The sequence below is a fragment of the Clostridium aromativorans genome, from assembly GCF_020908015.1.
GTDB lineage: Bacteria > Bacillota > Clostridia > Clostridiales > Clostridiaceae > Clostridium_B > Clostridium_B aromativorans.
Window position 1 is genome coordinate 87,521 of the sequence record NZ_JAJJPB010000009.1, and the last position, 15,947, is coordinate 103,467.

General features: G+C 34.1%; 12 protein-coding genes. 5 read left to right on the forward strand and 7 right to left on the reverse strand.

The window, feature by feature from the left end; all coding sequences use genetic code 11:
* Positions 1 to 20: 20 nt before the first annotated feature.
* Positions 21 to 1,121, forward strand: coding sequence for a M24 family metallopeptidase (locus tag LN736_RS09050; protein ID WP_150358957.1), 1,101 nt, complete (start codon positions 21 to 23; stop codon positions 1,119 to 1,121).
* Between the two features lie 88 nt (positions 1,122 to 1,209).
* Here LN736_RS09050 and LN736_RS09055 read toward each other — a convergent pair whose 3' ends face one another.
* Complete coding sequence (locus LN736_RS09055) at positions 1,210 to 2,070, reverse strand: TerC/Alx family metal homeostasis membrane protein (protein ID WP_150358958.1); 861 nt, start codon at positions 2,068 to 2,070, stop codon at positions 1,210 to 1,212.
* 289 nt (positions 2,071 to 2,359) lie between these two features.
* On the opposite strand from LN736_RS09055, the gene dinB reads away from it, so the two are divergent.
* Entirely contained in the window at positions 2,360 to 3,562 is a 1,203-nt protein-coding gene (dinB, locus tag LN736_RS09060; protein WP_229981408.1) for a DNA polymerase IV, read from the forward strand.
* Between the two features lie 246 nt (positions 3,563 to 3,808).
* Entirely contained in the window at positions 3,809 to 4,255 is a 447-nt protein-coding gene (gene hsp18, locus LN736_RS09065) for a heat shock protein Hsp18 (protein WP_150357498.1), read from the forward strand.
* A gap of 45 nt (positions 4,256 to 4,300) precedes the next feature.
* Here the strand turns inward: hsp18 and LN736_RS09070 are convergent, their stop codons facing one another.
* The 6 genes from LN736_RS09070 to LN736_RS09095 form a co-directional block, all read right to left on the reverse strand.
* Positions 4,301 to 4,966, reverse strand: a complete 666-nt coding sequence (locus LN736_RS09070; protein ID WP_179978247.1) for a B3/B4 domain-containing protein — start codon at positions 4,964 to 4,966, stop codon at positions 4,301 to 4,303.
* Between the two features lie 88 nt (positions 4,967 to 5,054).
* The gene (locus tag LN736_RS09075; protein WP_150357500.1) at positions 5,055 to 5,606 is read right to left on the reverse strand and encodes a biotin transporter BioY; all 552 of its coding nucleotides are present in this window, start codon (positions 5,604 to 5,606) and stop codon (positions 5,055 to 5,057) included.
* A 155-nt stretch (positions 5,607 to 5,761) separates the two neighbouring features.
* Positions 5,762 to 6,517, reverse strand: a complete 756-nt coding sequence (map, locus tag LN736_RS09080; protein WP_150357502.1) for a type I methionyl aminopeptidase — start codon at positions 6,515 to 6,517, stop codon at positions 5,762 to 5,764.
* 121 nt (positions 6,518 to 6,638) lie between these two features.
* Entirely contained in the window at positions 6,639 to 7,685 is a 1,047-nt protein-coding gene (locus LN736_RS09085; protein ID WP_229981409.1) for a flavodoxin family protein, read from the reverse strand.
* Between the two features lie 34 nt (positions 7,686 to 7,719).
* The gene (locus LN736_RS09090; RefSeq protein ID WP_229981410.1) at positions 7,720 to 8,964 is read right to left on the reverse strand and encodes a lactate/malate family dehydrogenase; all 1,245 of its coding nucleotides are present in this window, start codon (positions 8,962 to 8,964) and stop codon (positions 7,720 to 7,722) included.
* A gap of 36 nt (positions 8,965 to 9,000) precedes the next feature.
* Positions 9,001 to 13,863, reverse strand: a complete 4,863-nt coding sequence (locus tag LN736_RS09095) for a nucleotidyl transferase family protein (protein ID WP_229981411.1) — start codon at positions 13,861 to 13,863, stop codon at positions 9,001 to 9,003.
* Between the two features lie 228 nt (positions 13,864 to 14,091).
* On the opposite strand from LN736_RS09095, the gene LN736_RS09100 reads away from it, so the two are divergent.
* Both LN736_RS09100 and LN736_RS09105 read left to right on the forward strand, forming a co-directional pair.
* Entirely contained in the window at positions 14,092 to 15,054 is a 963-nt protein-coding gene (locus LN736_RS09100; RefSeq protein ID WP_229981412.1) for an L-lactate dehydrogenase, read from the forward strand.
* 117 nt (positions 15,055 to 15,171) lie between these two features.
* The gene (locus LN736_RS09105; RefSeq protein WP_150357512.1) at positions 15,172 to 15,942 is read left to right on the forward strand and encodes a gamma-glutamyl-gamma-aminobutyrate hydrolase family protein; all 771 of its coding nucleotides are present in this window, start codon (positions 15,172 to 15,174) and stop codon (positions 15,940 to 15,942) included.
* Positions 15,943 to 15,947: the final 5 nt, after the last annotated feature.

The following is a 15,947-nucleotide window of genomic DNA, read 5'->3' on the forward strand; positions in this document are numbered from 1 at the left end:
AAAAAGACGGAGGGATTTTAATGTTATTGTATAAAAAAATTGATAGATTGACGGAGCTTATGAAAAATGGAGGGATTGATGTACTTATAGTAGGACCTTCTGCTGACCTGGAATATCTTACTGGACTTCACCCGTTGATGGATGAAAGATTCAAAGCATTATTCGTATTTAGTGATAAGAGACACTTTTATATAGCACCTGAACTGTACTATGAAGAGACAAGAGAAGCGCTGGGAGAGGATATGGACATATTTAAATGGAGTGATGGAAAAGGCTTTATTCCAGCTATTTTAAAGGCAAATAAAAAATATGGTCTGGAAGGTAAAAAAATAGGAATAAACGACGGAATACGGGCGGTAGATATGATTGATGTCTCCAATGAGATCGATGTGAAGTTTATAAATGGAGTTAGCATAATGGAAAACTTGAAGATAATAAAAGATGAAGAAGAAAAAAATAATTTGAGAAAAGCTGCCAATATTGCAGATAAAGCTTTTGAAAATGTCCTAAAATTCGTAAAGCCTGGAATAACTGAAGGTGATATTAAAGATAAACTTGAGGAATTAATGGCAGAGTATGGAGGTGAAGGACTGGCATTTCAAACTATTATAGCATCAGGGCCAAATAGCGCCAGACCGCATTATAATGATTATGACAGGGTTATCCAGGACAGAGATGTAATCATAATGGATTTTGGATGCAGATATCATGGATATTGCTCTGACGAATCCAGAACCGTATTTGTAGGAGAACCTACGGAAGAGCAGAAAAAAATCTACAGTATTGTCTTAGAAGCTAATGAAAAGGGTGAAAATGTTGTAAAGGAAGGTATCAAAGCAGGAGATGTAGATCGTGCTTCTAGAGACATTATAAAAGATGCTGGATATGGAGAATATTTTATAAACAGAACGGGGCATGGTATTGGAACTGCTGATCATGAAGCACCCTATATAAGTGAAGGGAATAAGCAGGTACTCAAAAATGGGATGGCATTTAGTGTAGAGCCTGGTATATACATTGCCGGGAAGTTTGGTATGAGAGTAGAGGATATTGTATTATTAAACGAAGGAAAAGGTGAGATATTAAATAAAGTTACAAAAGATATGATTATAATCAGATAGAACCGCCAGTTCATTACACTGTGAGCCCGCCTTAGTCCCGCAACTAAATATTGCGGTGGCTTGACGGGCCTGTTATGGATTGTAAATTCTATTCTACAGTGTTTTTAGAAATTCTAGAACAGAGGGTTTTTCTTTTTTTATTTAAGATGAAAGAAATTAAAATGCTGATAATCATAATTGAGAATATAATTGCTAGGGATACTGCAACTGAAACATTTATGTGGAAAAATGTAATGGAGAGTTTGATTCCCGTAAATATCAATATACATGCAACTCCGTATTTTACATAGGCAAAGTTTTGATGGAGTTTTTCAAGTAAAAAGTACATATTTCTAAGTCCCAATATGGCAAAGATATTAGAAGTATACACTATAAAAGGATCGGTAGTTATGGAAAATACGGCGGGAATTGAATCTATGGCAAAAATTATATCTGAAGACTCTATCAATATGAGTATTGCAAACAATGGAGTTGCATAAAGCATTTTGTTTTTTTTGACGAAGAATTTTTCACCTTCTAGTTCTTTAGAAACAGGAACTATTTTATTTACAAGCCTGATTATCTTACTGTCGTTGAAGTTGTTTGATTTTTCCTTTTTTATAATCATTTTTATGCCGCTTATTATGAGAATAAGGCCGAATATATAGAGCATCCAGTGAAACTTATTGACAATGGTCACACCTAAAACTACAAATATCAATCTCAATAGTACCGCACCAAAAATTCCGTAAGTCAGCACTCTTCTCTGATATTGGGGTTTTATAGAAAAACTTTCAAATATAAGCAGAAATAGGAAAAGATTGTCTAGGCTAAGACTTTGTTCGATTACATATCCTCCTAGAAAAGATAGGGCTTTTTCCTGTCCCATGAAGATATAAATTCCGATATTGAAGAGCAAAGCTGATCCTACCCAGAAGCAAAGATGGAGTAGTGATTTTTTTGTAGACATAAATTTACCTCCTTGTAATTTAATAATTGATATCTGCACTTTGAAGCAAAAATAAAGACTCCTAACATAATTCGTATTTAAAATAGAATTATGTTAAAAGTCTTATTACCCTTAGGTTTATAAAGCCAGATTTAAAAACAAATCGAAATGTTGACTTTATAATTTAAATTACTCCCTTTTAACTACAAATATATAATTGTTGAAGCTTATGTTTATATAATAATATAGATTTTGAATATTATCAAGTTAATAATATAATATTAATAAAAGAACTTTTGAAGGTGGGAGTATGCAGAAGGTAATTTTTCTTGTAGATATGAATGCTTTTTTTATAAGCTGTGAAACAATAAGGCATCCTGAAATTATTGATAAACCTGCGGCAGTAGCAGGAGATCCCAAAGATAGGAGAGGGATTATTTTGACTGCAAATTATAGGGCCCGAAAATTTGGAGTTAAAACCACCATGGTTTTAGGTGAAGCATTAAAGCTTTGCCCCAATTTAATTCTCATTCCTCCTGACAGGGATTTCTATGCACAAAAATCTAGACAGATTATGGATATACTTTCCTCATATACACCCATTATTGAACAGAACAGTATTGATGAAGCATGGCTTGATATGACGGGCTGTGATAGAATATTTGGAAGACCTTTGAGATCAGCAGAACTTATCAGCCGCCATATTGACAGCGAACTGGGATTGGGATGCTCCATAGGTATATCAGAAAATAAATTTCTTTCAAAAATGGCTTCTGAAATGAAAAAACCTCTTGGAATTACAGAACTTTGGAGGAAGGATATTAAATCAAAGCTGTGGCCTCTTGACATTCAATCCATGTATGGAGTCGGGAAAAAAACTTCCCGAAAATTACAGTATATGGGAATTAAAACTATTGGAGATCTGGCGCTTTTTAACCGGGAATATCTTATAAAAAAGTTTGGAAGGGTTGGAGGAAAGATTCATGAATTTGCCAATGGCATTGACGATTCGAACTTAAAACGACGGATGAAAAACGATGTAAAATCCATTGGAAAATCCATTACAGTATCTCATGATGTTTTCAATATGGAAGAAGCCAAGGTTATTTTAATGAAGCTTTCTGATGAAATAGCAATGACTGCTAGAAAATATGGCAAAAAGGGCCGTATAGTGCAGATAAGTATTAAATATTCAAATTTTAAATCCATTACCAGGCAAGAACCTGTTGTTCCAACATGCTTGTCCAAAGATATTTATTCGGCGGGGATTGATCTGCTTGAAAAAAGCTGGAATATGCAACTGCCGATACGTCTGCTTGGAATAAGTATAAGCGGATTTCAGGAGGACTGTAAAATGAGGCAGATATCCATGTTTGACATGATGAAAAGTGATTTCGGAAAAGATAATTTGGATAGGGAACAGAAAATAGAAAATGTTATTGATTCTATACGTCAAAAATATGGATCCTCCATAATAAACAGGGCAGCATTGATAAAAAATATGGAAAAATAAAGATTTTATATATTTTTTATACTATGGCATAAAAATGATGAAAATTCTAGATATATAGGTAAAAATTTTTTTATTATTAAATTATATAGTATTATCTCAAAATAGCTTCTTTTTGCTATACAAATCTAAATGTTTTAGACTTTGACTTTCTTTGACCTTAGTTGTATTATAATAACTGTAATAAGGATTACCTCTATGAAAGGTAATCATAACAACATAATAATAATTTATGAGGAGGTATGTGTTATGTTTGATATGGTTCCATTTAGAAGGAATAATTCTTTGGCGAGAGGTGATATATTCGATAATTTTGTGAATTCATTTTTCAATGATGACTTTTTTGCACCGGTTAATGTAAATGGATTTGGAAAGGGATTTAGAGTAGACCTTAAAGAAGATGACGATAAGTATATAGTTGAAGCTGATCTTCCAGGCATTAATAAAGATGCAATAGATGTCGATTATAACAATAATTATTTAACTATATCTGCAAAGAGAGAAGATTCGAAAGAAGATAAAAATGAAAACTTTATAAGACAGGAGAGAAGTTATGGAGAGCTTAAAAGAAGTTTTTATGTTGATAATGTAGATGAAAATGCTATAAGTGCTTCTTTCAAGGATGGAGTTTTGACAGTAAATTTGCCAAAAACTGAAAAAGGCAGAAATAATGTTAAAAAGATAGATATTAAGTAGTTTTTAATCAAAGATGGGTACTACTGTGGGGGTAGTACCTTCTTTTTATTTTATCACATGGGTATATAGGATTTCGCCTTCTGCGTATTTTATCAAAAGGTCTTTAGAATAGCTCATATATTTTTCTAAATTTTTGTCTCCGTTGAAAGAAACTATGTTCATTAGAAGCTTTCTAGTACCTTCTGTTATCATAGCCCTTGTGGAATCAGAAGTAGTGCTTCCAAACTTACCTCTGCTGTCCTCAAACACAGGCATGTTCGACAGATTTACCTGGCCTTTACCTATACCTCTGTAAGATTCTCCTTCCTTCCCCAGGGTAAAATAAATTTCCGTATCTATTTTATCCATATCGTAGGAACATACTGAATGAGAAGAGTATATGGAAATTAAATTGTTTATGTCTACTATGTTATTGACTTTATAAAGTCCGTTTCCCTTAACTATACGGCGTGTCAGGGATTCAGAAGAAACTCTGTATCTGCTGGGATCTTTTCCAAATCCTTTATAGGCTTCTCTTGCAGCATGTATGTTGTCGATTTTTGAAATCTCAGGCAGACTGTATAGAGCAGCTATTTTATTTGATAGGAGAGATATTTCTTCTGTTAGTGCAGGGTCTGATTCCTTTACCTTTACCGCTGCTTCTATAGCACCGATGGCAATTTGAGAGCCAATTATGTCTTTTATACAATCTTGAATTTCTATGTTTATCATATTTATATTAAAGTGGCACCCCTTTTCTCTATAAAATGGTTTTATAGAATTATTATAACATATATTACTGGGAACCTGAATTTTCACATTATAGTTTTATCAGTTTTGCCCTTAAGAGAGATCCTTTTATTTTACATCCTGCTATATAGGCAACTACGACTTTTATTATATCAAGCGGAATAAAGGGAAGTACACAGAGGAATATTGCTTTTTGTATAGATATATTTGTTACAAAATGGAATTGAATTGTCCCAGCAGCATAACACATCACCAGGGTACCCATAAGCTCTGCTATGGAAAGTATATGATTTGAATCTTTTTCTGAAATTTTACCTATCAGATAGGCTATTATTGGATAACTTAACAAATAGCCTCCATTAGGACCAGCCAGAATTTGAAATCCGCCTGAAAAATTTGCAAAAACAGGTATTCCTATTCCACCTAAAAGTAAATAGATAAGTTGGGACAATGCTCCAAGCCTGCCTCCTAAAATTATGGCTGATAAATATACTGCAAATACCTGCATGGTGATGGGAACAGGAGTAAAAGGCAGTGGTATTGAAATTTGGGCCAGTATAGCTGTTATGGCAGTAAAAATAGCTGCGGTGCTCATCTCTTTAATGGAAAATTTTAAATTCATGGTTACATCTCCTCAAAGTTAATTGTTAACATATAAAATAATAATGGTTAACAATAACAGTATAGCTTCAATTCAAATCTTTGTCAATAAGATGTTCTATATATGAATATATACAAAATAAGCACCTTGTATCAGTGCTTATTTTATGATTTCCACTATATATTATCCTGATCTGTCAAGATCCTAGGGCCCTCGTCTGTTATGGCAATGGTGTGCTCGTATTGTGCGGACAGACTGCCGTCTGCAGTGCGTGCAGTCCAGTCATTACTGTCAACTGTAACCTCATAAGTGCCTGTATTTATCATTGGTTCTATGGTGATTACCATGCCATCTTTTAATTTAAGACCTCTTCCCGGTTTTCCGTAATGCGGCACAGCTACATCATCATGCATTACTTTACCTATACCGTGACCTGTATAGTCTCTTACAACTGAATATCCAAGAGATTCTGCATAGGTCTGTATCTCATGGCCTATGTCGCCTATTCGGTTTCCGACTACTGCTTTATCAATGCCCTTGTAAAGGCATTCTTTTGTAACCTTCATGAGATCCCGGGCTTCTTTTGATATATTGCCCACTGCATAGGACCACGCGGAGTCTGCCAGCCAACCATTTAGGTTTACAACCATGTCGATGGTTACAATATCTCCCTCCTTTAAAGGCTTCTTATTTGGGAATCCATGACAAACTTCATCATTTACAGAAGCACAGGTGGCATAGGGAAATCCCATATACCCCTTTTGTTCCGGACTAGCATGATGCTGCTCCAGATATTTTTCTACAAAGGAGTCTATTTCCATGGTGGTTATGCCGGGTTTTATCATTTTTTTTATTTCCCTGTGGCAGGATGCAAGTATTTTACCTGCTGCTGCCATATAGCCTATTTCCTTTTTAGTTTTTATATATATCACAATTATCGCCTCTATTTTAAAAATTAATGCATAAGCACTTATTATTTTAACATATTATTTTATAAAAAAACTCTTATGGAGTTTCTTTTTTATAATTTTGTATTATACCGTGGATGAAGAGTTATAAGCTGTTCATTATAGTAGCTGCAAAAGCTTTTGCCTTTAGCTCTATATCTGGCACTTCGAATATGGCTTTTGGGTTGTTGGCAGTTTCTGTAATTATTGAATTCGGAGGCAGTCTAAAGCCCTTATTTATATTGAGAGCTCCTATAAGCTGTTTTGCCACGGAATCACTTCCTGAATTTCCAGAAATAACTATTCCAAAAAGGGCCTTATTATAAAAGCTTATTTTGTGGTACAGGACAGTTAATCTATTTATGGTGGCAGTTAGATTTGCGCCGATGGAGTCATTATAATTTGGACAAAGCCATACTACCGCATCTGAAGATTCTATGGAAGGTAATACATTTTCTACCATGAAGCCGCCGTAAAAACAGCTGTTTTGTTTGCCGTAGTGCAGGCAGAGTCTGTAATGACAACCTTTGCAGTCAAGTATTTTGCCGTTTTCTATCTGCAGCTCTTCTATGGATATCTTTTTTAGATATTTAGAAATCAGATGCCAGAGATCAAGGGTATTGGATATTTTATGTGGAGATGAATATAAAACCGTTATTTTTTTTATTGCTTCTGAAGTTTTATATTCTGCAAGCCTCTTCCCGAGTTTAGAGCTTAGATTTATACATATTTCTTCCAGTGGAAGCCGGAGGGATTTTTGCCAGGTTAAGAAATTTTTTAAATTGACAGTGGCTTCTACCAGCGGATGCCCTATAAAATTGCAGCCCAGGTTATTTGCCATAAAAATTATATCCTGGGCAGCTCTTTTCGTTCCGAGCTCAGAATTGCTGTGGATGAGAAGTGCTGCAGTGGAGCCCTGGAAAATATTCCTGGATTTTGAATCTAAGTTGCTGAAAAAGTTGAGCATGGGAATGTCAAAATAAGTACTGCTGTCTAGTTCCAGTAAAAATAATATTTTTTTATTCTGAAAATCGGTATAGTATGCACTGCTTATATAATGTGCAATATCAAATCCTTCTATAAAACTATCTAGCATTTTCTTTAGTTGAGTGGATATTTTGTCATTTGGGCATATAACATAAACCTCTTTCATGATTTCACCCCCGTAAAGAAGAATTATAGCAAGGCTATGGTTTGAATTTTAACAGCTGTTTGTAGCTTTCTTCCAGTTTGCAAAATAATGGTTCTTTCATATCTTTGTAATATTCTAACTGAGTTCCGTAAGGCAGCAGCCTGTTTCTGCATCCCATGAAAGCTCCCCCAAGAAAAGTACTGCTGTAATTCCAGTCACCTTTTATGGTATTTATGATGGAAAAAGCACCTGAAGATAGGGCAGGGGCAATATAGGGTTTAAAACCGATGGATCTCATGTAAATATTGGCTTTTTTAGCCTTTTCGGTTAGATAATTCGATATTTCTTCATTGTAATTTTTGATGCTGTTGGCAACTATAAGCCCCTCTCCATGAGGGCCGAAAGATCTTCCCTCCTCAAGAAAATTTTCATGACCATTTAGTTTCTGCGAGTAATAGTTGGCTCTGGCGTTCATTACACCTAAGCCATATCCCCTTATCTGATCCGGCAATAATCCAGTACTTACTGCGGATTTGCAAAGTAAGTCCACTGGATCTGAAACTACTGCGAATGTACCGTGAAAATCACAATCTTTAGCTTTTTGAGCATAACTTTTTACTATCTTTGAATTACCTTCAAATTGTATAAGTCTTACATCAGATACTTTTTTACCAATTTCAGGTACACCCGTGGAAATACAGAATATGAACATGTCGCTTTTAAATAAGTCCTCTTCACTTTTTAAAGGCAGTATTCTGGGAAATAGAGAATTGGTATTGGAATCTGTAACTTGATTACATTCATATTCCCATCTTTTTATCTTGTTTTTATCGTGGTCGTATATGGATATAGTATTTATATATTTTCCACCTAATATCCTAAGTCCAGTAATTAAGCTTCCTCCTACATCTCCTAAACCAACTACAGTTAAATTCCATTTACGAAAACCGATATTATCATGGAAGACTGGAAAGATATGATCCAATTTTTCAGTCCAATCCGGGTAAGCTGTATTTAAACATATTAACCTGTTTTCTTCAATGGATTTTAAAAGCCAGTCTGGCAGGTTATAGTCCACAGAGCCTTTATACCGTATGAGTTTTAAACTCTCCCTGGGTGAAAATATTTGAGAAGGATGGGTTACATAATAGCACATTTTGGAACTATCTGTATTTTCATTCACCAGTCTGTAGATATATCCTCTATAAGTGGAAACGGTTTTTTCTTCAATGGATCTAAAAGGAAGATGTGTATCGGATATAAGCAGCTTGTTTTTATAATAATAATAGTAAAATTGCATTTTAACACCTCATTCTCCAAAAGTAATATATATTGATTATTCAAAAGCATGCTCCATTCGGATTAAAAGCTCCAGATCATTTTTAAGGTAGCCTGATGCAGGCAAGTTGAGGTTGAAACTGATATTTTCTCCAAGGTCGGGGCATCTTGGTGTGGCAAATACCTGACCCAGGCAGGATAGAGTCAAATTCTTCTCATGGATAATGTGATATTCTTCCTCTATTGTTTCCAATATATTCAGGCTGTTTTCCAGGCAGGTCTTTGATAAATTATATATATTGGATTTGGAAGTATTTTTTATAAATGCAGGATAAGTATAAGGTAAAATTAGGTTTATCGATGGAAGAAGGTTCCTCTCGGGATAACTTCCCCTATAAAGTGCATCTCCACCTATAAATGGATACAGAGAATTTTCATTAAACCACAGCTTTAACCTTGGAATAAAATATACGCTTTCGACAGATCTGCCCTGCATATCCATGAGATCCTTGCCTCTTCCAGATAGTACTGCTACGATAATTTTTTTTACTTCTACAGCTTCTTTTTTAAAAATAGGATCCACTGCTTTTATCCGGTATCCCTTGTGGAGCAGATTATCCACTAATATTACAGGCCTTTGGAAAGCTTTTATCATTTTTATCTGTGTATTTAGGTCCAAATAATGTGGGAATTCGCCTATTATGAATTTTCTCATGTCGGGGAAAAATAGTTTTTCTGTATGCAGTGCCTTGGTTACAGTATTTGGAATAACATATCGCTCCAGTATATCACCGTAGGGTACACACATGGCTTTACCCAATTTCCTTGGCACCAAATTGTATGTGGGGACTAGATTTTCTTTACAGATTTTTCTTATTAAACATTGATATACAAAATTCACGTTGAAAGAAAGTATGAGCTCTCCAGGATATAACCTGGCTATACTTTCAATTAACTTTTTACGGCATTTGCAGAGAGTGTTTAACACTTTAGGATTGCTCCTAAAAGGTTCTTTGATGACATTCTGTGCGTCAAAATTTATTATACAGGGAGTATTCATGTTAACTGCATATATAGGATTATTTTCATTACAAAAGGGAACCTTTATAAATCCGTATAATTTCAATAGAGAAGAAATATCGCTGTCGTATATTTCCCTGTTAAAAGCATTTTTGTATACAGCGTATTCATAGTCTTTAGATACGTATAGAGAAATAGCTTCTGTAAAAAGAATTTGTGCAAGTTCTTCTTTTTTGTATACATTCTTAATATAGAGTCCGTCTATTGATATGATTCTTCCTGTACTGTTTTCACGTATATACTGAGATACATCTTTATTTTCAAATTCATTATACAGTGTAGAGGGACGAATCCAGTGTAAAATACAGAAACCCAGTATCTCTCCAGTGTTGGTATTCTTAAGGAATACGATACAAAAATAGGATTTAAAAGATATCTCTCTGAGTTTATTTATAAATTCACCTGTACAATTGGGCATACACTTGCTTATTCTGTCCAGGACTTCGTTGTTAAAATCTTTGAATATTTCTCTGTCGAGCCACAGTGATTTTATGAAATCTTTGTCCTGGGATTCCCGTTGATAAAATCCATTTACATATATGTACTGCTCTGCCATAGGATCTACCAGGCTAGAAATGTCTCTGTTGTTGTCGATAGAAGTCCTGATTTGACTGGAACTTATGTTTGAATAATTTGAAGTTAAACTGAGTACTAATACATTCCTATCTATTTTTTTTGCAGCCAGCTTCAATAGATCTTTGTCTTTTCCCCTCTCAAATATTATATGAGAAAAAGTATGAATTGAATTCGGGGTTTTTGGAGCTTTATAGCTGGATGCATTCAAAAGAACATCGCTGCCTATGCACATGTAGACTTTTGAATTAGGAAAATTTTCTTTTAATGTTTTTAAATTTGATTCATTGGATATGTTTGTAGGGTACATATCAGGGTAAAGGTATATGTTTAATTCACTGGCCATAGACATAGTCACTAAATTTCGCCTCAAGAGATTTGGCAGGGTCTTTTTGGACCAGGAAAATTCATCTATGGATAAATATACTTCAAAATCTAAATCACGAATGTATTTTGCTATTTCCTTATGGCTCAGGGAGAATGGATCAAAGGTTCCAGGGAAAAAAGCTACTTTTTGAGGAACGGGTATATCTATATTGCCATAAAAAAAGTTGTAGTCTGATATAAATCTGTATATGTGATTTAAACTGGCGGATCTAGTTAAGAACAATAACTCTTGATTTTCATTGTCTGTAATCAATGTAAGCATCTTTTTAGCTATGAGTTTAAATATAAGTTCTTTTTTAGTCAGATCCATGGAATCTGTATCAAAGATTTCCTTGCCTATAACGCTGAACGCAGATTGTTTGACTTGAGAGTTGTAATCTCCTAGGCCATTTAGCAATATTCCAAGCATTTTATTCAATCTTTTTAAATAATTTAATTCAGATTCTTCAAAGCGGTCTTTATAGACCCAATAGTGTTCTATAATAGTTCCCACAGTTTTAAATATGAGGGATTTTAAATTTGAGTTTGAAGTTTTAACCTTGTAGATTGAATCATCTATAAATTCATCTAGTTCTTTTGGCTGGAGCCATAGGGCTGCCTGACCTGTGTATCTGGGGATGTATTCTGTAAATCTGTTTCCCTCTATTTCCAGGGCTCTTAAAAGTTCCACTGCAACTTCATTTCTTTCAGCCAGTGAAAGATAGGGCATGATCTCTAGTACAGCTGATCCAGCTGTATTTCTAACTGTTTCTACAGCACTTACCTTTAATAAATTGCAGAAATGTATAGCTGTGTGAAGGCCTGTTAACTGAGGGTCATCAAGTGCGTGATACAAAAGCAGTTCCACCTGGTTCTTTTTTCTTATCCAGTCTGTAGCAGTCTTCAAATTGCTTAAAAATATATCCGTTACCACTTTGTTGTCCAGATCACAGTAATATTCAAATATGTCGATGTCATTTAAATTTAGTTTTTTATTTATCTTGAACATGAGAAAATTTTCAGCTGGAATTTTGCTCTTTGTAGTTATTGAAATAAAATGAGCCTTTATTTTTTCCATGAAGCTTTGATTTTGTATAATGTTATCTGAAAATATTAAGATAGTTTCCAGAGCTTCCATTCTTATGGTGCTGTTTCTCTTTTTTATCCCGGAAAATATATAGTTGAACAGAATTTCCTCATTTACTTTGGAAAGGTAACCCCAGGGGATATATTTACAAGCTTCAAGTAGAAAAATTTCGCAAGTTATATTTTTATATTTTTCCTCTTTGTAAAATTCTATGAGTACATCAATGTATTTTGGCATCAACGATTTTTTGCAGTTTGCAAAAAGAGAATTTATCATAATGCTTATGCTGTACCCTATATTGAATTTATGTTCAGAAATCACTTTATAACTAGGTGACAGCATGATTTCCATGTACTTTTTAAGGAGGCTTATCCCGGATGTAATAGGAGGTGGTATTTTTACATCCTGTGGTAATTCCTTCCTGTAGTCTTCATCAAAGGTGGCTATAAGAGTTCCCATTAATTCCGCACAATGCCTTCTTATATCATCTTCTGGATGAATCAGGTTTTCGTATAGAAATTTTAATGTTTGAAGTTTTTGCTTCTGGGTAAGATAAGTGGAGTATTCCTGAAATATTCGTATATATTCACGAAAGATTTTCCAGTCATTTTCACTTCTGGCCATTTCAAGTATGGCATCTAGAGAGTATTCATCCCTTAACTGGTACATGAGATTTATATTATGATTTATCGATAGATATTTCAGATTTTGGACTATATCATTTCCCTGAAGCAGAGTATAATTTTTGTTTTTTATCTTGACAGGACTGAATATGTGTTTTGGTTCTATGTCAATTCCTATATCCAGGAGAAAATTTTCAAAGTCCTTTAATTTGGCATAAACTCTTCTGTATCGTTTACTTTTTTGTGAATTCATGTTTTCCAGCTTGCTTGAAATTATGTAAAATGATTCATCTAGGGAAAATAATTTCATATAGGTCTGACTATTTTTAAATTCATTTTTTATCCTAAAATCAGAGTATATGAGAATTAGAGATTCCAGAGAAAGATTTTCTAATTCTAAATCCCATACGGAGTGGTTTATAGCTACATTTCTTATATAGTTTATTCCACATCTTTTAAACCACTGATCTGTATAGTAATAATGTAAATGGGGAACTTTTTTGGATTCCGCATATTTACACCCGTATTTTCCTATGTCATGACCGGCAGCAGCTCCGGATACTCTTCCCAGATCGACGGGGATATTTATACTTTTTAATTGTCTTGCTATGTAGAGAGATAAAAAATGTACACCACACACATGCTGCAGCGTGGTAAAACCTGTTAATTCACCGTTTATTTTCATCATCTCATAGGTATATTGTGATACAAAAGATTTTACAAATTTTTTGTATTCTTCAGGATGTTCCAGTTCGGATTCTTCTTTTGAAGTTAAAAATTGCAGTGGATAATGACTTTCCCATGTTCCATCATCAGAACTTTTTTGTATTTTACACAGTATATTGAATATGACCAGGTACAGTTCACAGGGAGCGGTTAACTGGGGAATCATTTTTACAGTTACATTTTCTGGAAAATTTTTTTGCAGGGTATATTGGTATAAATATAGAAGCCAATTGTCAGGTACTTTATGTTCCGAAAGTGACTCCAGCATAGATTGACATAGTATTAATGTACTTTTAGCTGAAAAGTCTTTGTTGAGTAATTGATTTTTAAGGGCGTCTCTGAATTTGTTACTTTTTATGCTCTTGTTTATCATATATTTATTTATATTATATTTTTTAAGCCACTTTACATTTGTAATTTTCCTGAATATTTTATTATAACTTTCTGTATAAGATATGGTATTCATAGATTACCTCCAAATACACTCTTTACAGAAATTATATACTTTTCATAAACTTTTTTCAAAAGAAAGTTAGTTATGTCAGGTAATATTTCAATTATTTTAATTTACGATTTACAATTGATAGTAGACATAGATACAAAAAATAACTATAATATAGAAAAAAACTGATTTGAACTCAAGAATCATTTGATTTGATATTTTAAATTATATAATATAATGGGGGTAATGTATATGAAACCGACAAAAAATAAGCTTGTAATAGTAGGTACAGGACATGTAGGCTCTGCAGTATTGAATTGTGCATTGTCACTTGATCTGATGTCTGAGATTGTAACTATTGACAAAATAAAGGAAAAGGCCGAAGGGGAAGCACTGGATTCTACACATACTACGTCTTTTACTTATAGCCCTAATGTGAGAATTCATTCAGGTGGTTATGAAGAATGTAGTGACGCTAGAGTTATCATAATAGCTGCCGGACCAAGCATAATGCCAGATGACAAATCCGATAGAACAGTTTTAGCGGAGAAAAATGTTGAGACCATGAAAGATGTGATGTCTTCTATAAGCAAGTATACAAAGGATGCAGTGATTATAATAATAACCAATCCATTGGACACCATGGTATATTATGCTCAAAATTATTTTGGATATCCTAAGAATAAAATATTTGGCACGGGAACTAGTCTTGATTCCTCACGTTTCAGAAGAATCATCGCCAATAAATACAATGTGGACCCTAAAGATGTTCATGGATATATGCTTGGAGAACATGGCAATTCAGCTTTTCCTACCTGGAGTCTTTTGAATATTGGGGGAGTTTCCTGCGATAGATTGGATGAATACTTTAGACCAAAGGAACCACTGGATCGGGAAAAAGTAGCTTCCGAAGTGGTGAATGTGGCTTATGACGTCCTTCACCTTAAAGGATTTACCAGTGCAGGAATTGCTATGGCAGCCTGCAGACTTGCAAAGGCAGTTTTGCTAGATGAGCACAGTATCATGCCTGTTTCCACTACCCTGGAGGGTGAATATGGTCTAAAGGATGTGGCATTAAGCCTTCCATGTATTATAACTGAAAATGGAGTTGAGAGGAGAATAGAAGTACCTCTTTCTGAGGATGAAATAGAGAAATTAAAATTCAGTGCTGGAAATATTTTAAAGACAATGAAGGCTGCGGGGTTGACAAAATAGTTTTTAATGATAACAGTGTGTAATGAATATCTAATAGTAAATAATTAAAGTATCTTGAGTTAAGAGACAACCAGATGCCGGTTCACTGATTGCCTATTCTTGGATGGAGGAATATGAATGAAGCCAGTTATAGGAATATGTGCAAATTATTTTAACGGATTGGATGAACTCTATGGCGGATTGGGAGGCAAGTTGGATTGGCAGCTTGTGCCTGATGATTATATAAGTTCAGTTGAAAAAGCAGGGGGAATTCCTCTGATCATTCCAATATATAATGATGAAGATAATATCTATAATATTATTAATGATATAGATGGTTTGATATTGACGGGAGGAAATGATATTTTCCCTGAGTACTATGGACAGTTTACAAGTACTAAAATTGGAGCCATAAATCCCAGGAGAGATAAGCATGAACTTACTTTGGTGAAAAATATTATAGATAAAAGCAATATTCCTGTTTTGGGAATTTGCAGGGGTAATCAGCTTTTGAATGTGGCTTATGGTGGTACTCTTTATCAGGATTTTAGTGAAATACCTCTTAAGTTGAGAAATAACATAGATATAAATCACTCTATGAGAGAAATTGAGAAATATATTCCAGTCCATCAAGTTTTCGTGGATAAAAAAAGTAAAATTTTCAGTATTTTCAAAGAAGAGGAAATACGGGTAAATTCCTATCATCATCAGGTTATTAAAGATCCAGCTCATGTTTTTGAAGTTTCGGGTAGATCTCCTGACGGGATAATTGAATCCATAGAGATGAGAGGAAACAGGTTTGTAGTGGGAGTTCAATGGCATCCTGAAATGATGTGGGAACATTATGAGAAACAATTTTCTATTTTTAAGTTTTTTGTGAATGAATGCAGTAAAAGTATTAGTGAATAAAGTCA